At 60.2% G+C, this 19,063-nt stretch carries 14 protein-coding genes; 7 read left to right on the top strand and 7 right to left on the bottom strand.

The annotated features are described in order from the left end of the window. Positions 1 to 33: 33 nt before the first annotated feature. Positions 34 to 942: a DMT family transporter gene (locus AC1DRN_RS11405; protein WP_223462077.1), complete on the bottom strand. Its 909-nt coding sequence runs from the start codon at positions 940 to 942 to the stop codon at positions 34 to 36. Between the two features lie 159 nt (positions 943 to 1,101). On the opposite strand from AC1DRN_RS11405, the gene aceK reads away from it, so the two are divergent. The 3 genes from aceK (at position 1,102) to AC1DRN_RS11390 (ending at position 8,379) form a co-directional block, all read left to right on the top strand. After that, on the top strand, positions 1,102 to 2,820 hold the full coding sequence (gene aceK / locus AC1DRN_RS11400; RefSeq protein ID WP_223462079.1) for a bifunctional isocitrate dehydrogenase kinase/phosphatase: 1,719 nt from the start codon (positions 1,102 to 1,104) through the stop codon (positions 2,818 to 2,820). A gap of 180 nt (positions 2,821 to 3,000) precedes the next feature. Beyond that, positions 3,001 to 6,912: an ATP-dependent RNA helicase HrpA gene (gene hrpA / locus AC1DRN_RS11395; protein ID WP_223462081.1), complete on the top strand. Its 3,912-nt coding sequence runs from the start codon at positions 3,001 to 3,003 to the stop codon at positions 6,910 to 6,912. Positions 6,913 to 7,257: 345 nt separating this feature from the next. Continuing rightward, positions 7,258 to 8,379, top strand: a complete 1,122-nt coding sequence (locus tag AC1DRN_RS11390; protein ID WP_223462084.1) for a beta-ketoacyl-ACP synthase III — start codon at positions 7,258 to 7,260, stop codon at positions 8,377 to 8,379. 235 nt (positions 8,380 to 8,614) lie between these two features. On the opposite strand, the gene AC1DRN_RS11385 is transcribed toward AC1DRN_RS11390, so the two are convergent. Beyond that, complete coding sequence (locus AC1DRN_RS11385) at positions 8,615 to 9,946, bottom strand: putative porin (RefSeq protein ID WP_223462087.1); 1,332 nt, start codon at positions 9,944 to 9,946, stop codon at positions 8,615 to 8,617. Positions 9,947 to 10,226: 280 nt separating this feature from the next. Here AC1DRN_RS11385 and AC1DRN_RS11380 point away from each other — a divergent pair, with 280 nt between their 5' ends. Continuing rightward, positions 10,227 to 11,351, top strand: a complete 1,125-nt coding sequence (locus AC1DRN_RS11380) for a GNAT family N-acetyltransferase (RefSeq protein ID WP_223462090.1) — start codon at positions 10,227 to 10,229, stop codon at positions 11,349 to 11,351. An 11-nt stretch (positions 11,352 to 11,362) separates the two neighbouring features. On the opposite strand, the gene aqpZ is transcribed toward AC1DRN_RS11380, so the two are convergent. From aqpZ to AC1DRN_RS11355, 5 genes are all read right to left on the bottom strand, one after another. Next, positions 11,363 to 12,061 (bottom strand): aquaporin Z, encoded by a 699-nt coding sequence (aqpZ, locus tag AC1DRN_RS11375; protein WP_223462093.1) that lies wholly within the window; start codon positions 12,059 to 12,061, stop codon positions 11,363 to 11,365. Positions 12,062 to 12,362: 301 nt separating this feature from the next. Then, positions 12,363 to 14,195 (bottom strand): ABC transporter ATP-binding protein, encoded by a 1,833-nt coding sequence (locus AC1DRN_RS11370; protein ID WP_223462095.1) that lies wholly within the window; start codon positions 14,193 to 14,195, stop codon positions 12,363 to 12,365. 93 nt (positions 14,196 to 14,288) lie between these two features. Then, the gene (locus tag AC1DRN_RS11365; RefSeq protein ID WP_223462097.1) at positions 14,289 to 14,846 is read right to left on the bottom strand and encodes a peptidylprolyl isomerase; all 558 of its coding nucleotides are present in this window, start codon (positions 14,844 to 14,846) and stop codon (positions 14,289 to 14,291) included. Positions 14,847 to 14,849: 3 nt separating this feature from the next. Beyond that, entirely contained in the window at positions 14,850 to 15,653 is an 804-nt protein-coding gene (locus AC1DRN_RS11360; protein ID WP_223462099.1) for an alpha/beta fold hydrolase, read from the bottom strand. A gap of 14 nt (positions 15,654 to 15,667) precedes the next feature. After that, positions 15,668 to 16,591: a PA3225 family LysR-type transcriptional regulator gene (locus AC1DRN_RS11355; RefSeq protein WP_223462101.1), complete on the bottom strand. Its 924-nt coding sequence runs from the start codon at positions 16,589 to 16,591 to the stop codon at positions 15,668 to 15,670. A gap of 49 nt (positions 16,592 to 16,640) precedes the next feature. Here AC1DRN_RS11355 and AC1DRN_RS11350 point away from each other — a divergent pair, with 49 nt between their 5' ends. The 3 genes from AC1DRN_RS11350 to AC1DRN_RS11340 all read left to right on the top strand — a co-directional run bounded on the left by AC1DRN_RS11350 (position 16,641) and on the right by AC1DRN_RS11340 (position 19,007). Beyond that, positions 16,641 to 16,955, top strand: coding sequence for a 3-phosphoglycerate kinase (locus AC1DRN_RS11350; RefSeq protein ID WP_223462103.1), 315 nt, complete (start codon positions 16,641 to 16,643; stop codon positions 16,953 to 16,955). A gap of 232 nt (positions 16,956 to 17,187) precedes the next feature. Continuing rightward, entirely contained in the window at positions 17,188 to 17,787 is a 600-nt protein-coding gene (locus AC1DRN_RS11345; protein WP_046043697.1) for an FMN-dependent NADH-azoreductase, read from the top strand. A 353-nt stretch (positions 17,788 to 18,140) separates the two neighbouring features. Further along, complete coding sequence (locus tag AC1DRN_RS11340) at positions 18,141 to 19,007, top strand: carboxylate/amino acid/amine transporter (RefSeq protein ID WP_223462105.1); 867 nt, start codon at positions 18,141 to 18,143, stop codon at positions 19,005 to 19,007. Positions 19,008 to 19,063 lie beyond the last annotated feature (56 nt).

The following is a 19,063-nucleotide window of genomic DNA, read 5'->3' as shown; positions in this document are numbered from 1 at the left end:
GCTCGCGATGACATTTTCTGCATCCCGGCAGCTCTACCGGTCCGCCACCATTTGCGGTTTCACAGCAGCCGGCTTCAACACCAACCACAACGCCACGGCAATCAACATTCCGCCATAGATATGCGCCATCGACAGTGGCTCATCGAGAAACAGCGCGCCCCACAACACGCCGAACAGCGGGATCAAAAAGGTCGTAGTCATCGATTTCACCGGACCAATCGAGCTCAAGAGCCGGAAGTAAACAATGTACGCAAACGCTGTGCATCCCAGACCCAACCCCAGTAACGAGAGCCAGACACTCCAGCCGCCCCAGGTCGCGGGCGGCTGGCTGATCACGCTGTAGCCGAACAGCGGCAGCAGGAACAACGTCGCGCCGAGCATGCTGCCCACTGCCGACAAACGGCTGTCGAGACCACCGGCCTGATCGAGCCAGCGGCGGGCCAGAAACCCCGCAAATCCGTAGCAAGTGGTCGCGAGCAGGCAGGCGACGGCACCCAGCAGCAGTTCCATATTGAACGCCACCGGACCTGCACGGGTCAGCACGCCCACGCCGAACAGCCCCAGGAACACGCCGCCGAGTTTGGCGCCAGTGAGCCTTTCATGGAAAAACAGGCCGCCAATGAGCACACCCATCAATGGAGTTGTGGCATTGAAAATCGACGAGTAACCGGCTGGTAGCACCTGCGCGGCCACCGAATAGAGCGTCGCCGGAACCCCGGAGTTGATCACTCCGAGCAGCATCACGGTCTTGAGTTTGCCCTTGAAATCCCAGCTGATGCGCATCAGCCCAAGAATCACCAGCAGTCCGGCAGCGGCTATCGATACACGGAAAAAAGCGGTAGGAATGCTGCCAATCACCGGCGCAATGATGCGCATGAACAGAAAACTGGCCCCCCAAATGGCCGCCAGGGACAGTAAACGAAAAATATCGACGGGGTTCACAGCGCGGTCCTTCCTTGATGGAGGGGCGAAAGTGTTGCTGAGTGTGTGGTCGATGGCAACCGAAAACCGGGCATTCAATTCGGCTGGAAAATTACCCTTCTCCTGCACCCGCTTCACTGGCTAAGCTCAAGCCTCCCGAATTCCCGCAGAGGTCTCACCATGCCGCAGCAATGGCCAGCCGCCGACATCGCCCGTTTGATCCTCGATGGCTTTGACGATTACCGCGAGCATTTCCGGCAGATTACCGACGGCGCCCGGGCCCGCTTCGAACAGGCCCGGTGGCAAGAGACGCAATCGGCGTCGGCGGCGCGGATCAATCTGTACGAAGAAAAAGTCGGTGAAACCGTGGAGCGACTGCGCACCGCGTTTGACCCAGGCACCCTGGACGTCAGCTGCTGGCCGCTGGTCAAAAGCGCCTACATCAGCCTGATCGACCTGCGCTTCGACGATGAACTGTCCGAGACCTGGTACAACTCGATCTTCTGCGGGCTGTTCAGCCATGACCTGATCAGCGACGGCTGCATGTTCATCCACACCACCCGGCCGAGCCTGCGCCGTGCCCGGGCCGCGCAAACCCGCACCTACAAGCCGCAAGGCCAATTGTCGGCCATGCTCGCCAGCATCTTCGCCGACTACCGCTTCAGTGAGGATTACGCAGATCTGCCCGGTGACCTGAAGCGTCTCGAAGCGCAGTTGCGCGAGAACCTGCCGGATTGGGTGTGCAAGGACCCGGAGCTGAGCGTCGAGCTGTTTTCCTCGGTGCTGTACCGCAATAAAGGCGCGTACCTGGTGGGGCGCATCTACACCGCCGACGAGCAATGGCCGCTGGCGATTCCATTGCTGCACCTCGAAGGGCGCGGCATCCAGATCGATGCGCTGATCACCGACGAGGCGGACGTGTCGATCATCTTCTCGTTCACCCGCTCGTATTTCATGGTGGATGTGCCGGTGCCGGCGGAGTTCATCGGCTTCCTGCGGCGTATCCTGCCGGGCAAACACATTGCCGAGCTGTACACCTCGATCGGCTTCTACAAGCACGGCAAGTCGGAGTTCTACCGGGCACTGATCAATCACCTGGCCAACACCGACGACCAGTTCATCATGGCCCCCGGTGTGCGCGGCATGGTGATGAGCGTGTTCACCCTGCCGGGTTTCAACACCGTGTTCAAAATAATCAAGGACCGTTTCTCGCCGTCGAAAAACGTCGACCGCGCCACGGTGATCGAAAAGTACCGCTTGGTGAAAAGCGTCGACCGCGTCGGGCGCATGGCCGATACCCAGGAATTCGCCGATTTCCGTTTCCCGCTGAGCAAGTTCGATCCTGCGTGCCTGGAGGAACTGCTGGAAGTCGCGCCGTCGACGGTGTCGGTGGAAGGCGACACAGTGCTGATCCGTCACTGTTGGACCGAGCGCCGCATGACCCCGCTGAACCTCTATCTGGAAAACGCCAACGAGGCGCAGGTGCGCGAGGCCCTGGAGGACTACGGGCTGGCGATCAAGCAACTGGCGGCGGCCAACATCTTTCCCGGCGACATGCTGCTGAAGAACTTCGGCGTCACCCGTCACGGTCGTGTGGTGTTCTACGACTATGACGAAATCTGCTTCCTTACCGAGGCCAACTTTCGCCACATCCCGGCACCGCGCACCCCCGAAGACGAAATGGCGTCCGAACCGTGGTACTCGATCGGGCCGCTGGACGTGTTCCCGGAGGAGTTTCCGCCATTCCTGTTTGCCGATTCGGCGCAGCGCCGGTTGTTCGATCAGTTGCACGGCGAGTTGTACAACGCCGATTACTGGAAAAGCCTGCAGGAAGCGATTCGGGCGGGGAAGGTGATTGATGTGTTTCCGTATCGGCGTAAAGGTTTGGACAACGAGTAGTTCTCACCGACGCTATCGCGAGCAAGCTCGCTCCCACACTTGTGGTGCGGTGTGCCCAGATTTTGTGGTCGCTATAGATCCACTGTGGGAGCGAGCCAGCTCGCGATCGGCCGCGCAGCGGCCGTAAAATCTGCGACAATCGGCACCCTTGCGCCACTAGACGACTGAATTGCGTACCCGATGACCGACGAATCGCCCTCCATCGACAAATTGCTGAAAAACCTCGATCACGCCATGCTCGCCGACCGCCACCGGCTGCGGCGGCAGTTGCTTGAGCTGCGCAAGAAACCCGACGAAGCCAGGCTGGGCCAGTGGGTGACGCGGATGCAGGCGTCCTGTGAGCAGGTGCTGGCGCGCAAGGCCAGCCTGCCGGTGATTCGTTACGACGACAGCCTGCCGATTGCCGCCAAGCGCGACGAAATCAAAAAGGCGCTGGAAAAACACCAGGTGTTGATCATCGCCGGTGAAACCGGCTCGGGTAAAACCACCCAGTTGCCGAAGATCTGCCTGGAAATCGGTCGCGGTCAGCATGGTTTGATCGGCCATACCCAGCCGCGGCGGATCGCTGCGCGCAGCGTCGCCAGCCGGGTCGCCGAAGAGCTCGGCACGCCGTTGGGTGCACTGGTCGGTTATCAGGTGCGTTTCGAGGATCAGAGCGATTCCAACACCCTGATCAAGCTGATGACCGACGGCATCCTGCTGGCCGAAACCCAGAACGACCGGTATCTGGAACGCTACGACACGATCATCGTCGACGAAGCCCACGAACGCAGCCTCAATATCGACTTTCTGCTCGGCTATTTGAAAACCCTGCTGCCGCGTCGTCCCGATCTGAAAGTCATCATTACTTCGGCGACTATCGACCTCGAACGCTTCTCCAAACACTTCGATGACGCGCCGATTGTCGAAGTCTCCGGCCGTACCTTCCCGGTGGACACCTGGTATCGCCCGCTGACGCTGGAGCAGGACGAAGAGGGTAACCACGTCGAGGACGACCTCACGGTGGACCAGGCGATCCTCGCCACCCTCGACGAAATCGCCGCGTTTGAGCGTAGCGAGCGCCGCAGTCCCGGTGACGTACTGGTGTTCCTGCCGGGTGAGCGAGAGATTCGCGACGCCGCCGACATGCTGCGCAAGGCTCAGCTCAAACACACCGAAATCCTGCCGTTGTACGCACGCCTGTCACCGGCCGAGCAACAGCGGATTTTCCAGTCGCACCCGGGCCGTCGCGTGGTGCTGGCGACCAACGTCGCGGAAACTTCGCTGACGGTGCCGGGCATTCGCTACGTGATCGACAGCGGCACCGCGCGCATCAGCCGTTACAGCTACCGGGCCAAGGTCCAGCGCCTGCCGATTGAAGCCATTTCCCAGGCCAGCGCCAATCAGCGTAAAGGTCGTTGCGGGCGGGTCGAGCCAGGCATTTGCGTGCGCCTGTACAGCGAAGAGGACTTTCTCGGTCGCCCGGAATTTACCGATCCGGAAATCCTGCGGACCAACCTTGCAGCGGTCATCTTGCAGATGTTGCATCTGCGCCTTGGCGAGGTCAGCGCGTTTCCGTTTATCGAGCCGCCGGATGGCAAGGCCATCAGCGACGGTTACAACCTGCTGCAAGAACTCTCGGCGGTGGACCGCAACAGCCAGTTGACGCCGCTCGGCCGGCAACTGGCGCGATTGCCGGTGGACCCGCGCATGGGCCGCATGTTGCTGGAAGCGGCGAAACTCGGCAGCTTGCAGGAAGTGCTGATCGTCGCCAGTGCCATGTCGATCCAGGACCCGCGCGAACGCCCGCCGGAGCGTCAGCAAGCGGCGGATCAGGCCCATGCCCAGTGGAAAGACGCCGACTCGGACTTCGCCGGACTGGTCAATCTGTGGCGCGGTTTTGAAGAACAACGCCTGGCGCTGACTGCCAATCCGTTGCGCAACTGGTGCCGCAAGAATTTCCTGAATTACCTGCGCCTGCGTGAATGGCGTGACTCCCATCGTCAGCTGAGCCTGATCTGCCGCGACATGCAGCTGAGCCTCAACAAAGAGCCGGCGGACTACCCGAAACTGCACAAAGCGGTGCTGGTGGGGTTGCTGAGCCAGATCGGCCAGAAAACCGAAGAGGGCGATTACCTTGGCGCCCGTCAGCGGCGGTTCTGGATTCATCCGTCGTCGGGTATCGGTAAAAAGCGTCCGCAGTGGCTGATGACCGCCGAACTGGTGGAAACCACCAAGCTCTATGCGCGCATGGTGGCGAAGATCGATGCCGACTGGATCGAGCCACTGGCCGGGCACCTGATCAAGAAAAACCACTTCGAACCCCATTGGGAGAAGAAGCGCGGCCAGGTCGTGGCGTTCGAACAGATCACCCTGTTCGGGTTGATCGTGGTTGGGCGTCGGCCGGTGCATTACGGCCCGGTGGACCCGGTGGTATCCCGTGAATTGTTCATCCGCGAAGCACTGGTGCGTGGCGAAATCCAGTCGAAGGCCAGGTGCCTGACGGCCAACGCGCAGTTGCTGGAGCAACTCGACGAACTGGAAGCCAAGGCCCGTCGCCGCGACATCCTCGCCGACGAAGAAACCCTGTACGCCTTCTATGACGCGCGATTGCCGGCGGAGATCCATCAGACGGCGACCTTCGACAGTTGGTATCGGATCAACAGCCAGAAAGACCCGCAGCTGCTGATCATGCGCGAAGAAGACGTGCTGGCCCGCGAAGCCAGTGAAGTCACCGCCCAGCATTACCCGGATACGCTGCATCTCGGCGATCTGGAGTTGGCGCTCAGCTACCACTTCGAACCCAACCATCCACGGGACGGCGTGACCCTGCGCGTACCGGCACCACTGTTACCGATGCTGCCGCCGGAACGCCTGGAATGGCTTGTCCCTGGCGTCATCGAAGCCAAGTGCATTGCCCTGGTGCGCAATTTGCCCAAGGCCTTGCGCAAGAACTTCGTGCCGGTGCCGGACTTCGTCAAGGCGGCCTTGCAGCGCATGACCTTTGCCGAGGGCTCGCTGCCCCAGGCCTTGGGTCGTGAGTTGTTGCGCATGACCGGTGCGCGGGTCAGCGATGAAGCCTGGAGTGAGGCGGCGCAGCAAGTCGAAAGCCATCTGCGGATGAACCTGGAAATCGTCGACGCCCAGGGCAAGTTCCTCGGTGAAGGTCGCGATCTGGCCGAACTGACGGCGCGTTTCGCCGAGGCCAGCCAGGCGGCATTGGCGGTGCCGCAATCCGCGAAGAGCCAGCAGCCGGTGGAGCCGAAAGTATTCGCCGCCGTGGCCGAGAAAACCCAGCAGAAGATCGCCGGGCTGTCGATGACGGTGTATCCGGCGCTGGTGGAGGAGAACGGTACGGTCAAGGAAGGGCGTTTTTCGACGCCGGCCGAGGCCGAGTTCCAGCATCGCCGTGCCCTGCAACGCCTGCTGATGCAGCAACTGGCCGAGTCGGCCAAATTCCTGCGCGGCAAATTGCCGGGGCTGACCGAACTGGGCCTGCTGTACCGCGACATGGGGCGCGTCGATGCGCTGGTGGAAGACGTTCTGCTGGCCAGCCTCGACAGCTGCATTCTTGAAGGCGAAGACCCGCTGCCACGCGATGGCGCTGGATTGGCGTCGCTGGCCGAGCGCAAACGTGGCGCCTGGACCGAGCACGCCGAGCGTGTGGCCAAGCTGACCCTGGAAATACTCAAGCTCTGGCACGGCTTGCAAAAGCGCTTCAAGGGCAAGATCGATCTGGCGCAAGCCGTGGCCCTGAACGATATCAAGCAACAGCTCAGCCACTTGGTCTATCCGGGGTTTGTCCGGGAAACGCCGATGCAGTGGCTCAAGGAGTTGCCGCGTTACCTCAAGGCCATCGAGCAGCGCTTCGAAAAAATCGGTGCCCAGGTGCAGCGCGACCGGGTCTGGAGCGGCGAATTGAGCGGCTTGTGGACGCAATACCAGACCCGCGCCAGCAAACACGCCCAGGAAGGCAAACGCGATCCGCAGCTGGAATTGTATCGCTGGTGGCTGGAGGAATATCGGGTTTCGCTGTTTGCCCAGCAATTGGGGACCAAGGTGCCGATCTCCGACAAGCGACTGAACAAGCAGTGGAGCCAGGTCGAACCCTGAACCCGAGGTTGGCGCAATACCTGTGGGAGCGAGCTTGCTCGCGATGGGGGCATTTGATTCAGCATTAATATTGACTGATAGACCGCTATCGCGAGCAAGCTCGCTCCCACAGGGATTTTGTATTGGCTTTAGGTGGGCGTTATCCAGCAAAAAGGGGCCAAAACCCACGGTTTATGGCAAACTTCGCGCCTATAAACACCGGCCCCGCGGTTTTGAGCCTTCACGGTAACGGGCAGGTCGGAATAAAGCGATGCCAGGTTTGCGTCCCCCGGACGGGAATAGACCCTTTGTGTATTGGTACGTCGGTGCCAATGCTTTCTGCCTGAACAGATTAGAGACACGACCATGCATAACGTCGTCATCAGCGGCACCGGCCTGTACACCCCGGCCAACAGCATTTCCAATGAAGAGCTGGTGCAGTCTTTCAATACTTACGTCGGGCAATTCAACGCCGACAACGCCGATGCCATTGCGCGCGGTGAAGTGCAGGCATTGACCGAATCCAGCGCTGCGTTCATCGAAAAAGCCTCCGGCATCAAGAGCCGCTTTGTCATGGACAAGGACGGCATCCTTGACCCGCAGCGCATGGCGCCACGCCTGCCGGAACGTTCCAACGACGAATGGTCGGTGCTCTGCCAGATGGCCATCGGCGCGGCCGAACAAGCCTTGCAGCGTGCCGGCAAGACCGCAGCGGACATCGACGGCGTGATCGTCGCCTGCTCCAACCTGCAACGCGCTTACCCGGCCATTGCCATCGAAGTCCAGGAAGCGCTGGGTATCCAGGGTTTCGGTTTCGATATGAACGTGGCGTGTTCCTCGGCGACCTTCGGTATCCAGACCGCCGCCAACAGCGTGCAACTGGGCCAGGCCCGGGCAGTCCTGATGGTCAACCCGGAAGTCTGCACCGGCCACCTGAACTTCCGCGACCGTGACAGCCACTTCATCTTCGGCGATGCCGCCACCGCGGTGATCATCGAGCGTGCTGACCTGGCGACGTCCAAGTACCAGTTCGATATCGTCAGCACCAAGCTGCTGACCAAGTTCTCCAACAACATCCGCAACAACTTCGGCTTCCTCAACCGCGCAGCGGAAGAGGGCATCGGTACCAGGGACAAACTGTTCGTGCAGGAAGGCCGCAAGGTGTTCCGTGACGTTTGCCCGATGGTGGCCGAGCTGGTCGCAACGCATCTGCAAGAGAACCAGCTCAACGTCAGCGACGTGAAGCGCTTCTGGCTGCACCAGGCCAACCTCAGCATGAACCACCTGATCGTCAAGAAGCTGCTGGGTCGCGACGCCACCGAGCAGGAAGCGCCGGTGATTCTCGACACCTACGCCAACACCAGTTCCGCCGGTTCCGTGATTGCGTTCCACAAGAACCAGGACGATCTGGCCGCCGGTTCGCTGGCCGTGCTCAGCTCGTTCGGCGCCGGTTATTCGATTGGTAGCGTGTTGCTGCGCAAGTTGTAGGAGCGAGCTTGCTCCGGGCGGCGTTCCGACGATGGTCGTCAACGATAACGCGATAAACCTGACGCCCCCGTGGCGTGCTCGGGTTAATCGCGAGCAAGCTCGCTCCTACAAGGGCGGGTTGGCAAAAACAAACAGCCCGGTGTTGATGTGTCGGAGGATGATGGGGACCGACACACCAACGCCAGGCTGTAAAAGCGGCCCGGGCTTCCTTGTCCGGGTCGTGTAGCGGGGTGAATCAGAACTTGGCTTCGGCATCCAGTTGCAGGGTGTTGATGTCCGAATCTTTCTTGTTGATGTTGGCGTTGGTCTGGTCCGAGGTCGCCATGAAGTAGGTCGCGCCCAAGGCGAAGTTCTTGTCCAGATCGTAGCTCACTTTCAGCTTGCTGCCGCGCGAACCGGTGAAGCCGTTGGCGAAGTCGGAGTCGGTGAAGGCGCCAACCACAGCGTTACGCTGCACGTCGCGGTAGTTGTAGTCCACGTTGAAGCCGTAGAGCTTGGACTTCACGCCGGCCAGCCAGCCAGTGTCCTGGTCGTTGCTGGCATCGGTGTTGTTGACGTACTGACCGTACAGCGACAGCGGAACTGGCAGGTTGGTGAAGTCCAGCTGGCCAAAGCCTTCGTACAGTTTGAAGGTTTCGTTCGGGCTGTTGCCGTTGATGGCCAGGGCGCATGGCGTGGAGACGGTGCCGGAAGTAGGGCAGGCACTGCTGCTGTCGTTGTCGTAGGAGTAGATACTGCCGCCCAACGTCATTTTCATGCTGTCGGTGATGGCGAAGCGACCACCCAACTGGCCTGCGTACAGACGCAGGTCGTGCTTGAACTGCACGCCTTCGCCGTCGACGTTGTCCTTGAGCGTGTAGTGACCGGCGCTACCGAACAGCTCGGTGCTGCCGCTCAGCGGGTACTTGTAGGTGACGGCCAGACCTTCCGGGTTGATGTCGCTATCCCAGATGATGTCGCCCATGCTCACCCATTGTTGCGGCATCTTGCCGCCAACCAGGTGCAGGTTCTTGATCGCGTCCGGGTGGTAGTCGATGTAACCCTGGTCCAGCCAGATCTGCTTCTTGTCGAAGTAGTTGTTCAGGTCCTGGTTGGTCGAGCGAGGGTCGTCGTTGCTGCCGGTGGCGATACGGATACCGGTGTCGACCTGCGGGTTGATTTCGCTGTAGGCCCCCAGACGGGCACGAATGCGCTGACGGTCCTGGTCTTTGTTGTTTGGCACGCCATCGTTGTGCACGGTTTCTTCACGGAAGCGTACGTCACCCTTGAATTGGGTCTTGGCGGCCCAGGCCAGTTTCTGGTCAAAGGTGCTCAGTGACTCGGTTTTCTTCGCGGTGGCCGCGATTTGCTCGTTAGTCTCTTGCTGAGCCTGACGGGCGATCTGCTGGTCTTTCTGATCCCTGGCCAGCTCGGCTTGCAGTTCGCTGTACTGCGCGTTGGTGATCGAGCCGTTAGCCTTGAGCATGTCGAGCAGTTTGGCGTCGACTGCAGCACTGGCCGGAACGCTCATGGCCAGCAACAGGCCACCGCACAAGGCCGCCGCAGTTTTCGTGGAAGCAAGACGCATATCAATCTCCGAAGATGAGAGGGGATGACAGAGCCATCCGGGACACAACCGACCGTTAGGGGCGGAAAACAGTGACCGGGTATAACCCGGCGCTCTAAAAACAGGCGCCAGTATCGCGATGGTTTATGACAGAGCAGTGGCACTGTGATGTCATGTCGATGACGATACAAAGTCGTTGTGAACTATTGAGTTAGAGCACTGTCGTCGGTTTGCTCGTGTGCAATGCAGAGCGATAGGCGATACTCGCGGGGCTTTCACGCCATGAAGAGTGAGGATGGTGATGCCGTTGCAACGCCTGCAAAAACTGTCAGAAATCGCCCCGCAGACCTGGGACGCCCTGGTGCCCGAGACTCAGCCTTTTCTGCGTCACGCTTTTTTGAGCGCGCTGGAAGACAGTGGCAGCGTCGGACCCCATACCGGCTGGCAGCCCGAGCATTTGTTGCATGTTGAAGGTGAGCACTTGATCGCCGCGCTACCCGGTTATCGCAAGTGGCATTCCTACGGCGAATACGTGTTCGATCACGCCTGGGCCGATGCCTGCGAACGCGCCGGCATCGATTACTACCCCAAACTGTTGGCCGCCGTGCCGTTCAGTCCGGTCAGCGGGCCACGGCTGTTGGCGGCCACGGTCGAAGACGGTTTCGAGTTATTGAAAAGCCTGCCGGGCTACCTTGAACTCGAAGGGCTCTCCAGCGCCCACATCAACTTCACCGATCCGTTCACCGACGCGGCACTGAGCGAGCAGCCCGGCTGGCTGCAGCGCGTTGGCTGTCAATACCACTGGCAGAATCGCGGCTACCGGGATTTCCAGGACTTCCTCGACGTGCTCAGTTCGCGCAAGCGCAAACAGATGCGCAAGGAGCGCGAGCAGGTGGCCGGGCAGGGCTTTGAGTTCGAATGGCTGGAGGGGCGGGAGCTGACTCAGGCGCAGTGGGATTTCGTCTATGCCTGCTACGCCAATACCTATGCGGTGCGCCGGCAAGCACCGTACCTGACGCGGGAGTTTTTCAGTCTGTTGGCCGAACGCATGCCTGAGTCGATTCGCGTGGTGCTGGCCAAACAAGGTTCACGGCCAGTGGCGATGGCGTTCAGTCTGGTGGGGGGGGACAGCTTTTATGGCCGTTACTGGGGATGCCTGGCGGAGTTCGATCGCCTGCATTTCGAGACCTGTTTCTACCAGGGCATGGACTATGCCATCGCCAACGGTTTCCAGCGTTTCGATGCCGGGGCCCAGGGCGAGCACAAACTGATTCGTGGATTCGAGCCAGTCATTACCCATTCCTGGCACTACTTGCGCCATCCCGGATTGAAAGCGGCGGTGAAAGACTTTCTGGAGCAGGAGCGGCTGGGAGTGTTGGCTTATGCAGAGGATGCGAAGTCAGCCTTGCCTTATCGACAAGGCTGATCTTCAGCGTTTCAGCTTACTTCTTTGCCCAGCCAGCGATACAGCACGCCGCCGACCACTGCGCCGAGCAGCGGTGCGACCCAGAACATCCACAATTGTTGAATCGCCCAGCCACCAACGATCAGCGCCGGGCCGGTGCTGCGTGCCGGGTTGACCGAGGTGTTGGTGACCGGGATCGAGATCAGGTGGATGAGCGTCAGCCCCAGGCCGATGGCAATCGGTGCCAGTCCTGCCGGTGCACGTTTGTCGGTGGCACCGAGGATGATCAGGATGAACATCGCGGTCATCACCAGTTCACTGACAAACCCTGCCGTCATCGAATAACCGCCAGGCGAGTGTTCGCCATAGCCGTTGGACGCCAGGCCTCCCGCCAGTTCGAAACCGGGTTTACCACTGGCAATGAAATACAGCAGGGCGGCTGCAATCACGCCGCCAATGACCTGGGCAACGATGTAGGCCGGCAATTCATTGGCCGGAAAGCGCCCACCCACCACCAGGCCGAGGGACACCGCGGGGTTGAGATGACAGCCGGAAATATGGCCGATGGCGAAAGCCATGGTCAGCACGGTCAGGCCAAATGCGAAGGACACCCCGAGCAGACCGATCCCGACATCCGGAAAAGCCGCTGCCAACACCGCGCTGCCGCAACCACCCAACACCAGCCAGAACGTACCTGCCAACTCAGTCGCCGAACGTTTTAACAGAGACATAAGAGAGTGTCCTTTCGAGATTATGCTGCCTTTAGCATCCAGCCGATGGACTGCAGAACCACCTCCAGAACGTTGAAGTGAGAGTACAGCACGGTTTTTTCAGAATTCCAGCAGGCATAAAAAACCGCCAGGACCCGTTGTTGACGGGGCCTGGCGGTTTTTTGTGATCGATCAGCTTCACTGGGGACCCTGTGGGAGCGAGCTTGCTCGCGATGACGGAGTATCAGTCGACAATGATGTTGTCTGACGCGCCGCTATCGCGAGCAAGCTCGCTCCCACAGGTTTTCGGCCACCGTAATACTCAATCGATCCCGACAAACCCACCGGTCTGGTGTTGCCACAAGCGCGCATACAAGCCGCCATGGGCCAGCAGTTCGGCATGGCTGCCGGTTTCGGCGATCTTGCCGTTTTCCAGCACCACCAGCCGGTCCATCCGGGCGATGGTCGAGAGCCGGTGAGCGATGGCAATCACGGTTTTGCCCTGCATCAGGGTTTCGAGGCTTTCCTGGATCGCCGCTTCGACCTCCGAATCCAGTGCCGAGGTAGCCTCGTCCATGATCAGGATCGGCGCGTCCTTGAGCAGCACACGGGCAATGGCGATGCGCTGGCGCTGGCCGCCGGAGAGTTTCACCCCGCGCTCACCGACGTGGGCATCGAAACCGGTGCGGCCTTCGGCGTCCGACAGTGAAGGAATGAAGCCGTCAGCCCGGGCCTTGTGCACCGCTTCCCAGAGTTGGGCGTCGGTGGCGTCGGGTTTGCCATACAGCAGGTTGTCGCGGATCGAGCGGTGCAGCAGCGATGTGTCCTGGGTGATCATGCCGATGCGTTCGCGCAGGCTTTCCTGGCTGACGTCGGCGATGTTCTGGCCGTCGATCAGGATGCGTCCGCCTTCGACGTCGTACAGGCGCAGCAGCAGGTTCACCAGGGTCGATTTACCGGCACCGGACGGACCGATCAGGCCGATTTTTTCTCCGGCCTTGATGGTCAGGTTGAGGTCACCGATGATCCCGCTCTGCTTGCCGTAGTGGAAATCCACCTGTTCGAAGCGCACTTCGCCACGGGCCACCGCCAAGGGTTTGGCCTGGTCGCGGTCGGTGACGCTGACCGGCTGCGAAATGGTCTGCAGACCGTCCTGCACCATGCCGATGTTTTCGAAAATGCCGGTAACCACCCACATGATCCAGCCGGACATGTTGACGATGCGGATCACCAGGCCGGTGGCCAGGGCAATCGCCCCCACGCTGATCAGCGACTGCGTCCACAACCACAGGGCCAGGCCGGTGGTGCAGACGATCAGCAAGCCGTTCATGCTGGTGATGACCACGTCCATGCTGGTGACCACGCGGCCGGCCAGTTGCGCCTTCTCGGTCTGTTCCTTGATGGCTTCGCGGGCGTATTGCTGTTCGAAGTTGGTGTGGGCGAACAGCTTCAAGGTGGTGATATTGGTGTAGCCGTCGACAATCCGCCCCATGAGTTTGGAGCGCGCATCGGAGGCCACCACCGAGCGATCCTTCACCCTTGGCACGAAGTAACAGAGGGCGCCGATGAAGGCGAAGATCCAGGTCAGCAGCGGGATTATCAGGCGCCAGTCGGCTTCGGCGAACAGCACCAGGGAACTGATGGCGTAGATCAACACATGCCACAACGCATCCACCGCTTGCACGGCGGAATCGCGCAGTGAGTTGCCGGTTTGCATGATGCGTTGGGCGATGCGCCCGGCGAAGTCGTTCTGGAAGAAATTCAGGCTCTGCTTGAGCACGTAGCTGTGGTTCTGCCAGCGGATCATGCTGGTCATGCTGGGACTCAGGGTCTGGTGCACGAGCAGGTCATGCAGGCCCACGAAAATGGGGCGCAGCACCAGCGCAACCACCACCATCCAGGTCAGTTCGAGGGCATGATCCTGGAACAGACTGACGTTCGGCGTGCCTTGGGCCAGGTCGATGATGCGACTCAGGTAGCTGAACAACGCCACTTCGATCAAGGCACCAATCAGGCCGACGATCAGCAGGGCGGCGAAGCTCGGCCAGACCTGCTTGAGGTAATAGGTATAAAAAGGGAATACACGGTCCGGCGGAGATGCCGTCGGTGCGTCACGGAAGACATCGATCAGTTTTTCAAAGCGGCGATAAAGCATCAGTTTCTCACCCGCGAACGGGCTCTCCTTTAAACGGTTTGAGCGTTGCCGGCAAAGCCGGCAACGGCTCGGACATCCTTGTCCAGCTTAGTCTCAGTCGATGCGCTTGGCCGACTTGATGAAGACCGGATCGGCCGGTACGTCCTTCATGCCGCCACGAACGGTGGTTGGCGAATTGACGATGATATCGACCACGTCCATGCCTTTGACCACTTTGCCGAACACCGCGTAGCCGTCGCCCTGGTCAAGGAAGTCGTTGTCCTTGACGTTGATGAAGAACTGGCTGGTGGCCGAGTCAGGCACCGAAGTACGGGCCATGGACAAGGTGCCACGTACGTTGACCAGGCCGTTCTTATGCTCGTTCTTGATTGGCGCCTTGGTGTCTTTTTGCTGCATGGCCTGGGTGAAGCCGCCACCCTGGACCATGAAACCCGGGATCACCCGGTGGAAAATCGTGTTGTTGTAGAAGCCACTGTCGACGTACTCAAGGAAGTTCCTGGTACTGATCGGGGCCTTGACCGGGTCCAGTTCGATTTCGATCTGGCCGTTGGTGGTGTCCAGCAGCACATGGGGGGCCTTTTCCGGTGTCGCGGCCATCAGGTTGGCGGCAAACAGGACGGAGCCTGCGGCGAGGGCGATTTTTTTCAGCATGGGTCAGTGATCCTGAGTGGTGGTGTCGACTGCGGTCAGAAATTCCAGCAGTGTCTGGTTGAAGTGTTCCGGCTGGTCCAGCGGCGTGGCGTGGCGAGAATCGGCGATCACCACCAGCCGCGCGTCGGGCAGCAGTTTGACGTAGTTTTCCTTCAGTGCCACCGGTGTGTAGTCACGGTCGGCACTGACGATGAGGGTTGGACAGGTGACCTTCGAAAGTCGTTCCTGAACCCCCCAGCCGACAATGGCATTGAAGCTGGCGAGATAAGCATGTTTATCGTTTTTTGCCCAGCGTTCGGCCATCTTTTGTCGCAAGTCGGCCTGCTCGGGCTTCGGGAACAACTTGCCGCCCAGCGCCTTGCCGATGGTGCCCAGGCTAAGGGCGCGCATCAGGCTCCAGCGCTTGAACCACTGCCAGTAATCATCGCGGCTGCGCAGTTTGACCTCGGGCGCGCTGTTGACAATGCACAGGCTCTTGAGCAGTTGCGGCTGATCCACGCCCAACTGGAAGCCGATCATGCCGCCCATCGACAGGCCGACATAATGTGCCGGGCCGAGATTGAGGTGCTCGATCAGTGCAATCAGGTCAGCGCTGAATCCGGCAATGCTGTAGCGCTCCCGGGGTTTGTCCGAACGGCCGTGACCGCGCACATCCGGGACGATCACCCGGTAGCGGGAGGCCAGTGCCGGGATCTGTTTTTCCCAGTCCAGCGTGCTGGAACCGAGACCGTGGACCAGCAGCAGCGGCGTACCGTGGCCATATTCCTCATAGTGCAGGTTGCAACCTTCGTGTTCGAAATAGGCCATGCATACACTCCGTGTCAGGCTTGTTCGGGGGCGGCGAACGGTGCGTCCAGTGGTGCGGTGTCAAACGTACGCAGCAGTTCGATGAGAATCTGCGTGGCCGGCCCGAGCGGTTTGTCCTTGTTCGAATACAGGTAAAAGCTCGGGTTGCGGCTACCGCCCTGATCCAACGGTAGCAGCTTGAGGGTACTTTCCTTGAGTTCCCGTTCGATCAAGTGCCGGGGCAGCCACGCAAACCCCAGACCGCTGCTGACGAAGGTTGCGGCGGTGGCCAGGCTGCCGACGGTCCAGCGCTGTTCGGCACCGAGCCAGCCGACGTCCCGTGGTTGCTGGCGCCCCGAGTCGCGGATCACCACCTGCATCTGGCTTTCCAGGTCCTGGAAGCTCAGTTCGCGGTTGAGGCGGTGCAGGGGATGCTCCGGGTGGGCGACGGCGACGAACTCGACGTCGCTCAATTCCGCGCCCAGGTAACCGGGAATACTGAACCCTGTGATGGCCAGGTCGGCCACGCCTTCGAGCAGGACTTCCTCCACCCCCGACAGCACTTCCTCACGCAGGCGTACCCGGCAGCCACGGCTTTGCGGCATGAACGCGGTCAAGGCGCGCACGAGGCGGGCGCTTGGGTAAGCGGCATCGACCACCAGGCGCACTTCGGCTTCCCAGCCCTGCTCCATGTGATGGGCCAGGTCTTCCAGCTGACTGGCCTGTTTCACCAGTTGCCGGGAACGGCGCAACAGCACACCGCCGGCTTCGGTCAGCACGGCCTTGCGTCCGTCGATGCGCAGCAACGGCACGCCAAGCTGATCCTGCATGCGTGCCACGGTGTAGCTGACCGACGATTGCGAACGATGCAGCGCCTCGGCGGCCTGGGCGAAACCACCGTGATCGACCACGGCTTGCAGCGTTCGCCATTGATCAAGGGTCACGCGGGGCGCTTTCATGTGGAGCTCCTCTTGTCCTAAGCTGGCAGCCCTTATTGGAGGCTGCTGAATGAAAAAATTCTGTTGTGTGCTGCTGGCGCTGCTGCCGCTGACGGCGATGGCTTACCCGATCGATGTGAAGAAAGACCTCAACGGCATGAAGATCGATTATCAGACCTACGACACGGATAGCGACATCGGCTCCATTCAGGTGGCCAACTACGGTGACGTCGATGCGAGCTGCAAGGCCGTTTTCATCAATGGCCCTGAAGCTCCGCGCACCCGCAAGATCGACGTACTGGCCGGCAAGCACAAAAATGCCACCGTCAAATTCACCCGCAGCATCATCAAGCTGCGCATCGAGCTGACCTGCACCCCGAAATGAAGCCCGGCTCTTCTGTAGGAGCGAGCTTGCTCGCGATGCGGTGGGTCAATCGACACCACTGTGTCTGATACACCCTCGCGAGCAAGCTCGCTCCTACAGAGGCAGGGAATGCTGAGCTTATAAACGAATTTATTGATGGGTTATAGCAGTTATTTGCGCTTTTTCATCGATATGACTCTGTTTAACCTTCACTCCATCGACCTACAGCATTCTCAGATGGAGGCTACATCCCATGTCCCGCGTTCTGATCATCGAAAGCAGTGCCCGTCAGCAAGACTCGGTTTCCCGTCAACTGACCCAGACCTTCATCAGCCAGTGGAAAGCCGCTCACCCGAACGACCAGATCACCGTCCGCGACCTGGCCGTCAAGCCGGTGCCACACCTGGACATCAACCTGTTGGGTGGCTGGATGAAACCCGCCGAGCAGCGCAGCGACATCGAACAGGCTTCCCTGGAACGCTCCAACCAGTTGACCGACGAATTGCTCGCCGCCGATGTACTGGTGATGGCCGCACCGATGTACAACTTCGCCATCCCCAGCACCCTGAAAGCCTGGCTCGACCATGTGCTGCGTGCCGGCGTGACCTTCAAGTACACCGAAACCGGCCCGCAAGGCCTGCTCAGCGGCAAGCGTGCCTATGTGTTAACGGCTCGCGGCGGCATCTATGCCGGCAGCACCGCCGATCACCAGGAACCGTACCTGCGCCAGGTCATGGGCTTCATCGGCATCCACGACGTGACGTTCATCCACGCCGAAGGCATGAACCTGGGCGGTGACTTCCAGGAGAAAGGCCTGAACCAGGCGAACGCCAAGCTTTCGCAAGTGGCCTGACCGGTTAATCGCCAGATAATCGCTGGATGGTCTAGTGGCCTGGCGCAACCCTTCAAGCCTGTACGCGCATCGAACCTCCCTTCGCACTTGTTGCTCCTGAGTGCTCTGGCCCGATTGAACGCTTTAGCGAGATCGGGCTTTTTTTTGCCTGCGATTCAGGAAACACCGATAAACCCTGTGGGAGCGAGCTTGCTCGCGATTGCGGTGGATCAGTCAACATCACTTTCGACTGACACTCCGTCATCGCGAGCAAGCACGCTCCCACAGGTTTTTGCGTTTTTTCAGACAGCTTTCGGGGATCGCGATTCAAGGCAAAAACCGCTATCGTCGCCGCCATTCGAAATGAGGCGAGCATGGGCTATCTACTTTTTGTCACGCTGATCCAGGCGTTTTCCTTCAGTTTGATCGGCGAATACCTGGCCGGTCATGTCGACAGTTACTTTGCCGTGCTGGTACGCGTGCTGCTGGCAGGGCTGGTGTTCATCCCGCTGACCCGCTGGCGCTCGGTGGAGCCGGCATTCATGCGCGGCATGCTGCTGATCGGCGCGTTGCAGTTTGGCGTGACCTACGTCTGCCTGTACCTGAGCTTTCGTGTACTGACGGTGCCGGAAGTGTTGCTGTTCACCATCCTCACGCCGCTGCACGTGACCCTGATCGAAGATGCGCTCAACCGTCGCTTCAATCCCTGGGCCCTGGTCGCGGCGCTGGTGGCGGTGGCGGGGGCGGCGGTGATCCGTTTTGACCGGATCAATCCGGACTTCTTCATGGGCTTCCTGTTGCTGCAACTGGCCAACTTCACCTACGCCGCCGGCCAGGTGCTCTACAAACACCTGGTCGCGCGCCACCCGAGCGACCTGCCGCATTACCGTCGCTTCGGCTACTTCTACCTCGGTGCACTGGCCGTGGCGCTGCCGGCGTTTCTATTGTTCGGCAAACAGAACTTCCTGCCTGAAGCGCCGCTGCAATGGGGCGTGCTGCTGTTCCTCGGCCTGGTCTCGACCGCTTTGGGGCTCTACTGGTGGAACAAGGGGGCGTGCCTGGTCAATGGCGGGACCCTGGCGGTGATGAACAACCTGCATGTGCCGGTGGGGTTGCTGATCAATCTGTTGATCTGGAACCAGCATGAAGAACTGGGGCGGTTGTTGCTCGGCGGTTCAGTGATTTTGCTGGCGGTGTGGATCAGTCGGTTGGGTATACGCAAGCCTTTGACCGTTCACTAAACCCTGGGGAACCCGATATCCCTGTAGGAGCGAGCCTGCTCGCGATAGCGGAGTGT

Source organism: Pseudomonas sp. P5_B3 (assembly GCF_056400405.1).
Note: the sequence above shows the minus strand (reverse complement) of the source record. Positions and strands in the feature narration are given on the sequence as shown.

Coding starts and splice junctions, on each gene's coding strand:
- aceK (WP_223462079.1), top strand. CDS start 1,102: ATGCCGCAGCAATGGCCAGCCGCCGACATCGCCCGTTTGATCCTCGAT.
- hrpA (WP_223462081.1), top strand. CDS start 3,001: ATGACCGACGAATCGCCCTCCATCGACAAATTGCTGAAAAACCTCGAT.
- AC1DRN_RS11390 (WP_223462084.1), top strand. CDS start 7,258: ATGCATAACGTCGTCATCAGCGGCACCGGCCTGTACACCCCGGCCAAC.
- AC1DRN_RS11385 (WP_223462087.1), bottom strand. CDS start 9,946: ATGCGTCTTGCTTCCACGAAAACTGCGGCGGCCTTGTGCGGTGGCCTG.
- AC1DRN_RS11380 (WP_223462090.1), top strand. CDS start 10,227: ATGCCGTTGCAACGCCTGCAAAAACTGTCAGAAATCGCCCCGCAGACC.
- aqpZ (WP_223462093.1), bottom strand. CDS start 12,061: ATGTCTCTGTTAAAACGTTCGGCGACTGAGTTGGCAGGTACGTTCTGG.
- AC1DRN_RS11370 (WP_223462095.1), bottom strand. CDS start 14,195: ATGCTTTATCGCCGCTTTGAAAAACTGATCGATGTCTTCCGTGACGCA.
- AC1DRN_RS11365 (WP_223462097.1), bottom strand. CDS start 14,846: ATGCTGAAAAAAATCGCCCTCGCCGCAGGCTCCGTCCTGTTTGCCGCC.
- AC1DRN_RS11360 (WP_223462099.1), bottom strand. CDS start 15,653: ATGGCCTATTTCGAACACGAAGGTTGCAACCTGCACTATGAGGAATAT.
- AC1DRN_RS11355 (WP_223462101.1), bottom strand. CDS start 16,591: ATGAAAGCGCCCCGCGTGACCCTTGATCAATGGCGAACGCTGCAAGCC.
- AC1DRN_RS11350 (WP_223462103.1), top strand. CDS start 16,641: ATGAAAAAATTCTGTTGTGTGCTGCTGGCGCTGCTGCCGCTGACGGCG.
- AC1DRN_RS11345 (WP_046043697.1), top strand. CDS start 17,188: ATGTCCCGCGTTCTGATCATCGAAAGCAGTGCCCGTCAGCAAGACTCG.
- AC1DRN_RS11340 (WP_223462105.1), top strand. CDS start 18,141: ATGGGCTATCTACTTTTTGTCACGCTGATCCAGGCGTTTTCCTTCAGT.